The organism is Geobacillus sp. FJAT-46040 (genome assembly GCF_002335725.1).
Classification (GTDB): domain Bacteria; phylum Bacillota; class Bacilli; order Bacillales; family Anoxybacillaceae; genus Geobacillus; species Geobacillus thermoleovorans.
On the sequence record NZ_NISS01000001.1, the window covers coordinates 87413 to 99855 of the forward strand.

Annotated in this window: 13 protein-coding genes and 2 pseudogenes; 10 read left to right on the forward strand and 5 right to left on the reverse strand. The window is 45.5% G+C overall.

Features of this window, described 5'->3' with window-relative positions; all coding sequences use genetic code 11:
* Window positions 1–236: 236 nt before the first annotated feature.
* Window positions 237–590, reverse strand: coding sequence for an MFS transporter (locus CD000_RS18950; protein ID WP_011232392.1), 354 nt, complete (start codon window positions 588–590; stop codon window positions 237–239).
* A gap of 43 nt (window positions 591–633) precedes the next feature.
* Window positions 634–846 (reverse strand): annotated as a pseudogene (locus tag CD000_RS18955) (hypothetical protein); the annotation flags it as partial.
* A gap of 63 nt (window positions 847–909) precedes the next feature.
* Between CD000_RS18955 and CD000_RS00520 the strand changes: the two are divergent.
* Both CD000_RS00520 and CD000_RS00525 read left to right on the forward strand, forming a co-directional pair.
* Complete coding sequence (locus CD000_RS00520) at window positions 910–1410, forward strand: GNAT family N-acetyltransferase (protein ID WP_015375705.1); 501 nt, start codon at window positions 910–912, stop codon at window positions 1408–1410.
* 57 nt (window positions 1411–1467) lie between these two features.
* Window positions 1468–1719: a hypothetical protein gene (locus tag CD000_RS00525; RefSeq protein ID WP_013144370.1), complete on the forward strand. Its 252-nt coding sequence runs from the start codon at window positions 1468–1470 to the stop codon at window positions 1717–1719.
* A 212-nt stretch (window positions 1720–1931) separates the two neighbouring features.
* On the opposite strand, the gene CD000_RS00530 is transcribed toward CD000_RS00525, so the two are convergent.
* Window positions 1932–2813 (reverse strand): thermonuclease family protein, encoded by an 882-nt coding sequence (locus CD000_RS00530; RefSeq protein WP_096224651.1) that lies wholly within the window; start codon window positions 2811–2813, stop codon window positions 1932–1934.
* Window positions 2814–3050: 237 nt separating this feature from the next.
* On the opposite strand from CD000_RS00530, the pseudogene CD000_RS19510 reads away from it, so the two are divergent.
* A pseudogene (locus CD000_RS19510) lies at window positions 3051–3203 on the forward strand (DNA replication protein DnaD); the annotation flags it as partial.
* Between the two features lie 94 nt (window positions 3204–3297).
* Window positions 3298–3975 (forward strand): IS4 family transposase, encoded by a 678-nt coding sequence (locus CD000_RS00540; protein WP_233130375.1) that lies wholly within the window; start codon window positions 3298–3300, stop codon window positions 3973–3975.
* 575 nt (window positions 3976–4550) lie between these two features.
* Here CD000_RS00540 and CD000_RS00545 read toward each other — a convergent pair.
* Complete coding sequence (locus CD000_RS00545) at window positions 4551–5621, reverse strand: YncE family protein (RefSeq protein ID WP_096224652.1); 1071 nt, start codon at window positions 5619–5621, stop codon at window positions 4551–4553.
* Window positions 5622–6100: 479 nt separating this feature from the next.
* Here CD000_RS00545 and iscB point away from each other — a divergent pair, with 479 nt between their 5' ends.
* The 5 genes from iscB (at window position 6101) to CD000_RS00570 (ending at window position 11161) form a co-directional block, all read left to right on the forward strand.
* The gene (gene iscB, locus CD000_RS00550; protein ID WP_096226206.1) at window positions 6101–7381 is read left to right on the forward strand and encodes an RNA-guided endonuclease IscB; all 1281 of its coding nucleotides are present in this window, start codon (window positions 6101–6103) and stop codon (window positions 7379–7381) included.
* An 81-nt stretch (window positions 7382–7462) separates the two neighbouring features.
* A complete protein-coding gene (locus CD000_RS00555; RefSeq protein WP_096224653.1) occupies window positions 7463–8032 on the forward strand; it encodes a hypothetical protein in 570 nt (189 codons plus the stop codon).
* Between the two features lie 284 nt (window positions 8033–8316).
* Complete coding sequence (locus tag CD000_RS00560; protein WP_233130376.1) at window positions 8317–10524, forward strand: copper-translocating P-type ATPase; 2208 nt, start codon at window positions 8317–8319, stop codon at window positions 10522–10524.
* A gap of 3 nt (window positions 10525–10527) precedes the next feature.
* The gene (locus tag CD000_RS00565) at window positions 10528–10908 is read left to right on the forward strand and encodes a cupredoxin domain-containing protein (protein ID WP_233130377.1); all 381 of its coding nucleotides are present in this window, start codon (window positions 10528–10530) and stop codon (window positions 10906–10908) included.
* Between the two features lie 61 nt (window positions 10909–10969).
* Window positions 10970–11161: a DUF2933 domain-containing protein gene (locus CD000_RS00570; protein ID WP_035021201.1), complete on the forward strand. Its 192-nt coding sequence runs from the start codon at window positions 10970–10972 to the stop codon at window positions 11159–11161.
* Window positions 11162–11280: 119 nt separating this feature from the next.
* Here the strand turns inward: CD000_RS00570 and CD000_RS00575 are convergent, their stop codons facing one another.
* Window positions 11281–11712, reverse strand: a complete 432-nt coding sequence (locus CD000_RS00575; RefSeq protein ID WP_096224654.1) for a transposase — start codon at window positions 11710–11712, stop codon at window positions 11281–11283.
* Window positions 11713–11850: 138 nt separating this feature from the next.
* On the opposite strand from CD000_RS00575, the gene CD000_RS00580 reads away from it, so the two are divergent.
* The coding region (locus CD000_RS00580; protein ID WP_143425267.1) for an IS1634 family transposase at window positions 11851–12443 on the forward strand (593 nt) is incomplete at its 3' end.

Consider the following 12443-nt stretch of genomic DNA (forward strand, 5'->3'; position numbering starts at 1 on the left):
GAGCCTTCTTGCGTTGCTTGGTTCGAGTAAAGGCGTTTTCCGGCATGAAGCGTCCGGGCGGCCCGCAAGAAAACGGTTGTTGTTCGCCGTCTGTTTCGTGAACAAGACGGCTTTTCAGACGACAATCAGAGGGAGTCGGTGCAAGGACGTAGACATCGGATGAAACGTTGATGGAGCGAAAGACGGGGAAATCCGCCGCTTGCCGAACGACATGTCGGGCAAGCGGCTTCGTTTTGTCAGACAGCGGATTGGCGGCGCGTCCGGGCAACGCGCACCGTCAACAGCAAGGCGCAGGCGAAAAAGAGAATATCATCGATTCCGTAGACGAGATGATACCCTCCAGCGGCAAACAGCGCGCTGCCGATCATTGGTCCGAACGCCATGCCCATATAGCGGAAAAAGTTGTACACGCCGATCGCTGTCGAGCGGTTCGCTTGAAAAACGTTCGTCAGTACGGTCGTCTGCACTGGGAGCGAAAGGCCTAAAAACAAGCCGAACAAGGCGATGGCCAAAACAAGCAGCGAAAGCGATCGTTGGGCCGCGATCAAGAAAAAGAAAATGGACAGCACGGTCAAGTACGATGCCGCCAAGCAGCACCGTCCTCCGTCCTTTCCGGTCGGTGAGCGGGCCATAGACGATTTGCATCATCGCCAGGAAGAAAGTGAAAATGGAAATCGTCAAGTTGATCAAAAACGAAGAAGTCGCAAACGCCTCCCGCACTTCTGGTAAAATAGGAGTGTAAATCGTTTGCGTAAACGGGCCGAGAAACGCGGCGAGCGACACAAGATAGACGACAAGCTGGCGTTTCATCTCTTTCCCCTTTCTTTGTTTGTACATATGTATCATTATACTCTCGCTTTTTTCACTGATGGAAATAAAATGACTGTTTGCAAAAGGGGAGATGGAAAGATGGAATCATGTTTGATCCGCGATGCGGCCGCGGCGGATTTGCCGCACATCGTCCGCATTTATAATGAAACGATCCCAAGCCGGATGGTGACCGCGGACTTGGAGCCGGTGTCGGTCGAAAGCCGACGGGCGTGGTTTGAGGCCCATGACCCGCACAATCGTCCGCTTTGGGTCGTCGAGGACGACGGCGCGGTTTGCGCCTGGCTCAGCTTTCAGTCGTTTTACGGCCGCCCGGCGTACCGCCATACGGCGGAGGTAAGCATTTATATCGCCGAAACGCACCGCGGCCGGGGGCTTGGGACGAAGCTGCTCGAGCGGGCGGTCGAACGGGCGCCCGAACTTGGGATCAAGACGCTGCTCGGCTTTATTTTTGCGCATAATGAACCAAGTTTGCGGCTTTTCTCCCGCTTCGGATTTGAACGATGGGGATATTTTCCGCGCGTGGCGGAATTGGACGGTGTGGAACGCGATTTGGTTATTGTCGGCAAACGGCTTGTATAGAATGGGGGGAGGCGGGGAAGTCATAAGTAATGAGGATGAACGGAAAGAGGGAAGGATATGAACGTCATGCCGATTCGGCTGTTTACGATCCAAGATGGGGAAGGATTTGTCGCTGACGCGTTTCAATGCCCGGTGACCGGCAATTTGATTTATAAATCGTCCGGCACGCCGTCTGTCATCGCGTACACCGATTTGACCGACGAACAAATCATGCGCCTTGAGAAATACGGATTTCGGCGGCTCGGCGAGTCGCCGGCGCGGATGGAAAGCGGCCCGGACGGCATTGAAGAGCTGCTGCCGAGGCAATGAGGGAGAAAGAAAACGAGGTGAAAACGTTGAAGAAAAGGCCTGCCCGCTGGGGACAGGCTTTTTCTTTTCCCCAGAAGGCCGGCGAAACCCAACGGATTCGCTCGATCCGTTCGTGAGAAAGCTCAAGGGATGAAACTGCGGCGCTGCAAGGTTTTTTCAATTTGAAAAACATTGTTGCAAAGCCTGATATTCGTTCCATCACCGGCCGTTGATCATGTCAACCGGCGGATGAGCCAATAGAGCGCGGCGGCCGCCGCTAGGCCAAGCAGCGTATAAAGAACCGGACGGCCGGATCGTTCGAGCGGCGTTTTGTTCTCCAAAGCCGGCGGGTGAACGGTCTTGGCCGTCTTTTCCTCGGTCTGCGGCCGCGTTTCCGTCCCTGCCCCCTCCCTCTCTCCAGAGGCGTGCTTGCCGTACATGCCCGCTCCGGTTCGTTTCGCCTCCTCGTACGCCTTGCGGACGCGCGCTTCGTATTTGTAATCGCCATAGTCATAAAAGTCTTCGACAAGTCCGGCTTTGGCGAGGTCTTCTTGCAGCAGGCGCTTGCCGACCCACACCCAGGCGAGCAGCCGCTGGTATTTGTCAAACAGCGCGTCTCCGTCGGTCTCAAGCAAAATGTTCCCTTGATGCAAGCGGGAACATGTAAATCGGCTTGCTTCTTTCCCATACGGTTCGACTTGGATCGTGCTCTCCGGCGTATCAATGAACAAAAACCTCGTCGTGTATACATGGCCGTTGACGCGGAATTTCGCCGTATCGCCGTCGATGCACTCGACCAATTCAGCCGGGTAGGTGCGGCCAAGGCGCAACGTAGAACGATCTTCTTTCTTCCCCAGTGTATGGCCGTCCAGGTCGATTCGCTCTGGGGTGAGATGCCGCTTGCATCGTTCATTGCCGTTGTATGTTTGAATAAGCTGGACAAGCTCTTGTTTCGTTTTCGCCTGCTTCGCCAGCGCAGTCGGCTCATGGAGCAAATACACGCAGTCGCTGCCGCGGAAGTGCCCGCCCAACTCATCAAGCTCGCCAGGGTGGGCAAAAGCGGAAATCGGGAACATCAACAGGAAACAAAACAAGAATATGACCATTCGTTTCAAAAACGATCCCTCCACTCGAAAAACATTTCTTCCTCTTGAACAAAAACCGGATGTCCGCAATGGATGGGTTTCAGCACACGATCGCACATGTTATGCCGGTTTTTTCCGTTTTTCAGCGAAAAATCAAGCCAATATGGCCGTTATCGCGCTGTTAGGCGGTTTGCGTTCGTTCACGATAAAGTTTATCAAAAAAGTGGAACGATGAGGAAACATCTCGTCTGAGGGGGAGAGGATGACATGTCCAACTTGCTTTTCGATGATCAACCGTTGGTCATTTTGCCGCAACTCGCTTTGGCGATCGGGTTGAACGAAAGCATCGTTGTTCAGCAGCTGCATTATTGGCTCAAGAAAAGCGAAAACGTCCATGACGGCTATAAGTGGGTGTACAACCATAGCCATCAAGTTAAGAATTTGATCTTTTTTCAGCGCCAAAAACATGGTATCCTTTCTAACGAAAATCATCGTTGGAAAGGATTGTTTTTTGATGGCAAAAAAGATGAAGGCATGGATAACAACGATTCGTCAACTCTTCTCCTCTGAAGAACTGACCCGTCTGGCACGGAAAGTCGGATTCATTCAGCGGCAGCGTTCATTAACAGCGGAAGCCTTTCTGACGCTATGTGCTTGGGGAGACGGATCGCTCGCCTGTCAGTCGCTTCAGCGGTTGTGTGCCGATTTGGCGCTCTGGCATGATTGCTCTCTCTCGAATGAAGGACTGAATCAGCGGTTTACGCCTCGTGCCGTGGCGTTTTTAAAAGAGGTCTTTTTTACTCTCCTGATGCATCAACGTCCGGCACTCTCTTCCATCACTGAGACGTATCGCGCTTGTTTCACCCGTCTGCGGATCTTAGACTCTACCAGTTTTTTACTTCCAGCCGACTATGGTGAGGACTATCAAGGTTCGGTTTCATCTGGCGCCAAAATCCAATTTGAGTATGAGCTGTTATCGGGAACCTGTCTTCAGCTGTGCGTCCAACAGGCCAATGATTCCGATGCCCGTTTTGCTTATCATACCCAGCACACGATTTTACCGAATGACCTTTGCATTCGGGATCTGGGGTTTTTTTCACTCGCCACGCTGGCGGAGATCGATGCTCGAGGTGCTTATTATATTACCCGGTTGCGTTCATGCCCAGCATTTGGTTTTCTCTTCATCCTTTGATTGATTTTTCGAACATGCGTATCATCCTAAAAAATTTTATACCGCTAACTTGACGGGTATGGGGACTGGCCCTCGTTCTCTCACATCGCCGTATGTACCGTTTGGTATACGGCGGTTTCATTAAGTCTGATGTACAGATTCGTATCGTTGATAAAGACTGCTCAGTCTTTGGTTCTTCCATGGGATTTGCCGAGGGTTTTATAAAAGATAGAGCTAGAGGCCATTCGACAGTGTTTCTTTCGAGGGGTTCCCCATTCATATTCCTCTTGTTTAGGCACTTCTACATTCTGCAGTTTTAGGGGGCAATTTATCGGATTGACACCCCCGAATCATACCAAAAGAGGACTTTTTTTATTCAAGTCACCAAAAATGTTTCTAATCAGAACGGAAAACCACCAATAGCCTTTCTATATAAGTTGCCATTTTGTTTTCCATGGTATTGTTCGCTCTTCTTGTCACCGTGCCAGCTTGTCAGGTGATAAAGACGGGACATGGAGATCGGAAATTCTTTATTACAACCTATATAGAAAAGAAAAACAGCAGGTTTAAAAACTCAACCTGCTGTTTATTTATATTTACGGCATGACGCTGATCCCGTTCGGAATTTCACCTACTTGAATCGTTTTGATTACTTTGCTTTGCTCTTTATCAATGACACTCACCGTGTTGTCAAACATATTGGTGACGAAAACATATTTTTGATTCGTGACAACTCCGTGCGCTCCTTTGCCTGTTTCAATTGTGGCAACTACTTGTTTCGTTTTTATGTTTATTTTGCTTACGGAATGAGACGGTGCATCTTTCGTCCCTTGATTGGCTACATAAGCAAATGTATCGTCAGGATCCATGTACACTTGGGCTGGTCCCCGACCGACCGGAACTTTTTCCACTTTACCGCTTGCTAAGTCAACAATGGCGAGGGCATTCTCTGCATTTAACGTTACGGCTAATGTTTTACCGTCCGAAGTAATACCGGTTGTTACAGGAGTAGATCCTACTTTTATTTTCTTTTCTTCTTTCATCGTTTCTAAATTGAGGATACTGACGCTATCTTCTCCCATGTTGGCAATATACGCATAACGGCTATCTTTAGAGATCCGGAAACCATGCGGACCTTTTCCAGTTGGAATTGTTTGGATGACTGAGTAGCTCGCCATATCAATGACTGAAACGTTATTGTCTTCATTATTGGTAACGAGAGCGTACTTTCCATTTTCGGTGAAAACGATATGAGCAGGGTGATTCCCCACTTCCACTTTCTTTATTAATTCGTCTGTTTCTGTATTATAAAACAACGCCATTCCTTTCATATCCATTGATTGATCATTTCCATGTTGCATTTCCGGAACTAAAGTAGCGCCGAGAATTTTTCCGTCAGGAGAAACTTGGACGTTATGAACCGCACCGTCTACTTTGATTGTTGCGACCACTTGATTCGTTTCTACATCAATTTTTGAAATACTTCCGCCTTCATTAGCAACGAAGTAATATTTTTTCGTTTCTTTTCTTTGCTCTTTTTTGGTGGCTGCGGCCTGTTTGTTTTCACCTAAAGTAGTGTTGTTTTTTTGAGAATTCGCTCCGCAACCTCCTAAAACAAACATAAACATCGTCAATAAGGTTAACAACGCAATGATCGTTTTACGCATCAAGTATTTCCTCCTTTTGTTTTATTGTGTCTGAAGACATGATATTAGCAAAAATATTTAGTCGCTGTGACGAATTTCACAATAAAAATAAAATTATTCCTAACCGTTACAATTTATTGAAATCCATAAATTCTGCAAATTTATCCTATAAAATAAAAATATTTTAAATTTTTTATGGAATAAGAAGGAGGAACTGTTGTGGGAGCGAATTTCGAAAGAATGATTCAAGAGTATCGAGGTCAACAACCCAATGACTAAAGTCATGGGCTTGTAAGCCCCATGTTGACCAGACCAAGGCTTGAAACAGAGCCTACGTTATAGATGTCATGACACGTTCGGGTGCTTCTCCAGCCCGTTTCTCTGTCGTGCAAGGTTAAACAAGCGTGGTGGGTAGCGCTAGTGTCTTGCACATAACAAGCATCTATAACATGGTCGAGGAGAATATGACCTGCTTTATGCAGAGGAAAGGGGAGAACCCTATGGTTTTTGTGTTAGACACAAACAAACGTCCGCTTGCTCCTTGTCACGAAGCAGTTGCAAGAAAGCTGTTGAAACAAGGGAAGGCGGCGATTTACAGGCGATTTCCATTTACCATCATCTTGAAAAAATCAGTAGACGAATCAGAAATTAAAGCAACATATCGGCTAAAAATCGACTATGGAAGCAGGCATACAGGATTAGCGATTTTGCGAGGACAAGAAGTGGTATGGTTAGGGCAACTTGACCATCGCACAGACATCAAGGAAAGAATAGATAAAAGGCGTGCTTTTCGTCGAGCAAGACGAAATCGAAAAACAAGATACAGAAAACCACGCTTTCTGAACCGCAAGCGAAAGGAGGGGTGGTTGCCGTCATCACTAGAGAGTCGTGTGCAAAATATCCAAACATGGGTTAACCGCCTAAAGAAGTTATGCCCCATTGGGTATATATCATACGAAAATGCCAAATTCGACACGCAACTCATGCGAAATCCTGAAATCAATGGTGTAGAGTATCAACAAGGCACGCTACAAGGATATGAAGTACGGGAGTATTTGCTTGAAAAGTTTGGGCGGAAGTGTTGTTATTGCGGAAAAGAAAATGTTCCACTTGAAGTGGAGCATATCATTCCAAAATCGAGAGGTGGAACAGACCGAGTGGATAACCTATGTCTTGCCTGTCATGACTGTAATCAGCGCAAAGGAAGTAAGACAGCAGAAGAATTCGGGTATCCGCACATTCAAAAGCAAGTCAAAGAAACATTAAAGGATACAAGTGCTATCAACTCGACAAGATGGAAAGCGTATGAAGTGTTAAAGCAGACAGGATTAGATGTCGAGTGTGGAACAGGTGCACGAACAAAAATGAATCGTATTCGTTTAGACTTGCCGAAAACACATTATTTTGACGCTTGTTGTGTAGGCGAAAGCACAACAAATCACTTATATTTCAAAACAAAAGAAGTGTTATTTATCAAGGCAAAAGGGCGTGGTAGTCGCTCTCGTACAAACCTAGATAGATATGGCTTCCCAAGAGGTTATCTTGCAAGACAAAAATTCTTCTTTGGTTTTCAAACAGGGGACATGGTTAAGGCTGTTGTCCCAAGAGGGAAATATCAAGGCGTTTGGTTTGGCGAAGTCGCATGTAGAAAGACTGGAAGTTTCGATATTAAAGGCAAGGACGGAAAGCGTATCGCACAAGGAATAAATTATAGATATGTCCAAGTCATTCAGCGATTTGACGGATATGCTTATGGAAAGGGGGTGGCGGAACTTGCGTAAGGTGCAATTCCTCCCCGACTTTCGCTCTCGCTTAGAAGTCGGGGTCTCCTCGCCAAAGATGATGAAATCACATTAGAAAATATGGAAAAGCAAACAAAAGCAAAAATGAAACGTCATTCTGAAGTGATAAATGATGCTATCGAGGAAAATGACCACTCGGAAATGCAATATCATTTAGCAAGATTAGGGAAAGCGCTTGGTTATGATGTATGGATTGCTCAAAATGATCATAAGAGAGAGTGGAATAATCAAAAGTTAGGGGAATTTTCCTTAAAACGCTTAAATTTGCCCAATATCTCTCAGTCAATAAAGGAAACCATTGCTCTCATTGATGTCATTTGGTTGGACAAAAAAGAAAGAATTGTTGGTGCATTTGAGGTTGAAAAAAGTACATCTATCTATTCTGGGATTTTAAGACTCTATGACTTGGCTTTAACTATGAGTGAAAATCAAACTAAGTTTTATTTAGTTGCTCCGGATAAACGCGAGAAAGAAATTAAAGCACAACTTTTAAGGCCGTCCATTCGACATTCAAATGCCTGTAAAATTTCTTACATTTTATTTTCTGAACTCCGATGTGATTGTGATGCGATGTGCAAATTTGGGACTGACATAGGTGTTTTAGACAAAATTTCAAGAAATGTTGGATAAGTATCTAAATGTTTCACTCGGTTGGATAAAAATCAGTTACGTTTCATTGGTTACTGGTCAACAAGAAGCATGAAGCGAAACGACAGTCCACTATGAAGCCGTGTGCGGCGTCGACAAATCAAAACCGTGATGAAAACAATCATCTTTTTTACAGTTAAATGCGTTCATCAGGATTCAGGTGTCACCTAATTTTCTGAATTTCTCCATAGAATCTACATATTTTATTTTTAACATGATCATAAAAGAAAGAAAAAATGTACAATTTTTTTCACGGAGGGGAATTTATGGAGGGGAATAAACATATTTCTAGCACCCATAACAAAAATCATCACCATGACCACCATCATCATGATCATGGTCATCATCACGCTCACCATCAAGAGAAACATTCATGTCATCACGAATCCAACACTTTCAGTTCTAGCTCGATACACTCGGATACCTCACATCAAACAGAAGAGAGAGAAAAACACGAAAATGATGAACATGAACAATTGTATCGAAAACTAATGAAAAAATGGTGGTTTGCCGGAATATTGTCGGTTCCTATTATATTGGTATCTTATCCAGATTTTTTTCCAATCATAAGAAATTTGTTGCCTATGGGAAGCAGTCAACTCTGGTTTAGCAGACTGCTCATGGCAGTAGTAGCCTTAATTGTGATGATTTATAGCGGAAGCCAGTTTTTCATTGGGGCATGGGAAGGATTAAAACAACGTTCAGCCAATATGCATACACTGATTGCCATCGGGATCAGTGCGGCATGGATTTATTCGGTTGTCGCCTTGCTTTGGCCGGACTTATTTCCAGATCCATCGATGGCGGAAGTGTATTACGATGTTTCAACGGTTGTCACGGCGTTAGTTGTATTAGGAATGGCGATGGAAGAAAAAGCGAAGGGCAAATCATCTGAAGCGATTAAAAGACTCATTGGCTTACAACCTAAGACGGCTCGGGTGTTAAAAGAAGGAGTCGAAACAGAAATTCCTATATCGCAAATTCAGATCGGGGATATCGTTGTTGTACGGCCCGGTGAAAAGATACCGGTGGACGGGATGATTCTTGACGGAAGTTCAACTGTTGATGAATCGATGTTGACCGGCGAATCGTTGCCTGTACAGAAAGTTCAAGGAGACGAAGTATTTGGCGGCACGATGAATAAAACAGGGAGCTTTACATTTCAGGTGACAAAGTCACCGGATGATACCGCATTATCTAATATCATCAACATGGTGAAGCAAGCTCAAGGCTCTCGTATCCCTGTTCAACGAATTGTTGATAAAGTTTCTGCGATTTTTACTCCGAGTGTAATCATTTTAGCTATCATTGGGTACTTAATTTGGTTTAATTTCGGTCCTTCACCTTCAAGTATGTATGCTCTAATTGTTTTAGTGACGACGCTCATTATTGCCTGTCCTTGTGCATTAGGAATGGCCACTCCTATGTCTTTAACAACCGGGATAGGCAAAGGAGCGGAAAACGGGATTCTCATCCGTTCCGGCGAAGCGCTGCAAATCGCCCAGAAATTAACGACCATCGTTTTAGATAAGACGGGGACGATCACCATGGGCAAACCTTCATTAACCGATGTGATCGCCGTTGGTTCCCTCAAAGAAAAAGAATTAATTTATTTCGCAGCAACGCTCGAACAAGGATCGGAACATCCGTTAGCAGGTGCAATACTTGAAGCAGCTAAAGAGAAAAATATATTGCTGGGAAAAACCGAGAATTTTGAAGCTATACCGGGGCATGGCGTGCAAGGATGGATTGATGGCCACCATGTTCTATTCGGAAACTTAAAACTCATGAAGAAAGGCAACATTGCAACAGAAGCCTATATACAACATGCCGAAAGATTGGCGGACGAAGGAAAAACACCTATGTTTTTGGCGGTTGATGGAAAACCGGAAGGAGTCATCTCCGTAGCGGATACGGTGAAACAAGATTCTTTAGAGGCAATTACGGCAATGAAAAACATCGGATTAGAGGTGATCATGGTTACGGGGGATAATGAGCGAACGGCGCGTGCAATCGCGAAAAAAGTAGGGATTACCAATGTCATCTCCGATGTGCTTCCGCAGAATAAAGCAGAAATTGTCCGGAAACTGCAAGCAGATGGAAAAAAAGTAGCGATGGTGGGAGACGGAATCAATGATGCCCCGGCACTTACGCAGGCAGATATTGGAATGGCAATTGGAACCGGTACGGATGTAGCGATTGAAGCGAGTGATATTACCCTTGTTAAAGGAAGTTTAAAATCGGTAGTGCAGGCGATTCAAATTAGTCGGGCAACGATGAGAAATGTATATCAAAATTTATTTGGTGCGTTCATTTATAATGCACTAGGCATCCCAATCGCTCTTGGAGTGCTCTATCCATTGACCGGTTCATTATTGTCTCCGCTTGTAGCCGCAGCGGCAATGGCGTTTAGCTCTGTTACAGTTGTGGCAAACGCCAATCGCCTGAAACGTTTTAAACCAAAGGAGGTATGATTGATGGATATGACTCAAATGATCGTTAATGTGAGTGGGCTGCTCCTTATTGTTTTCGTTGCTTGGTTTTTCTGGGGGCCTAAAAAGGGCGGATACAAAGCTACCTTCACCCCATCTGGATATCAAGAAGCAGAAATAATCGTCAAAGGTGGCTATACTCCACACATTGTTGTAGTAAAAAAAGGAAAGCCGGTGAGGTTTCAATTTATTCGCAAAGAGGAAAACTCTTGTTCGGAAATGGTTGTATTTCCTGAATTCAATAAAAGTGCGGCTCTCCCTGTTGGGGAAAAGGTGACGGTTGAATTTCTGCCAAAAGAAAGCGGAGAATATTCGTTTCAATGTCAAATGGGGATGTATCGCGGGAAAGTAGTTGTCCAGGATTAAAAGATGACATAGTGGTTTTTTCATAAAAGCTGTAAACTAAGCGGAAGAGGAGAGAGACGGAGTGAATTGGGCTAATCTTTTAATATTGTTACTATGTCCTTTAATGATGCTATTTTGTATGAGAGGACATAAGCATCATAAACATCATGATCATCATTCTTCTGATCATCATTCCATCAAGGAATTACAGGATCAGATTACAAAATTACAGACAGACAATGAACGATTAAAGGAACAATTAAAAAGTAGATGAGTGGTGAGAAGGGGCTGACCCAAAAGTCCGCCAAAAAGCGGACTTTTGGAGTCAGCCCTCTCTGGTTTTTGTATATTTTACCAAACGGAACAAAATTCCGACTCTGTTCTCCCCCTCATTTACGCCACCAAGGACAATTGCTTGTCCCTAGCGGCTTTTTTGAGAAGATTGTGGGCAGCACAAACCAGCCCCCATTCGATGGAAACTTTTTGGAGGCCTCGCAGGACAAAGCGACGAAACCCGCGATTTTGTTTGATTTGCCCAAATACACTCTCAATGTCGGTTTGGCGTTGGCGGTATCGGGCTTGCCCTTCTTCACTCTCCAACCGTTCGCGGGCTTTCTGTTTTTGTTCATGATAGACGGGGTTCCATTGCGTGGTTCGTCCATACTTGGAAGTCGTGCAGGCCGAACGGAACGGACATCCTTCGCATTCATGGCATTGGTAGTGTCGGGTGACCGAGGTGTATCCTGATTCCGTGGTCTGTTTCGAAGTTCCGGTGCGAACCAGCTTTTTCCCATTGGCGCAAATCCAAACGTCTTCTTCTTCCACATAGGTCCAATTCTGCTGATGATGCGGATTTTTCTTGACTCACATTTCGCACCCTCCCAACGAAAATCGGGAGGATTTTTTCGTTCCGATGTCGAATGAATCCTTGACACACAAGGAAAGTGAAGGAGTTTTTCTCTCATGAACGTTCAAGTCAAAAAGGTCTATCGTAATGATTATTTGAATATAATAAGTGCCCTATTCAAGAAACTGGGCCTGCCCCAATTGATTGACCATCTCGTTCCCGTTGATCCACAGTGCCAGACTCGAGTCAGCGATGCCGTTCAGGCCATCATCTACAATCTGTTTGACGGCCGGCAAGCCCTTGTTCACTTGGAACATTGGGCTCAGGAGGTCGATTGTGAGAAACTCATCCGTCCCGATCTCCATCCTTCCTGGTTGAACGACGATGCGTTGGCCCGTCATCTCGATCGCCTGTATGAGGCTGGCATTCACAACGTCATCAGCACTTGCTTGATTCATATTTATCGCAAAGAAGGCCTTTCCCTCCGAGCCTTCCACGCCGATACGACGGACAAGACCGTTTACGGCGCGTATGAATCGGCCTCATTAGAGGCTTTGCAGATCACACATGGCTATAACCGCCATCATCGTTGGCAAAAACAGATCGGTTTCGGACTGGTCGGCAACGAGGACGGCATCCCGTTTTACGGCGATGTGCACGACGGCAACCTGCCTGACAAAACGTGGAATCCGGAGGTGCTGTCCCGTGT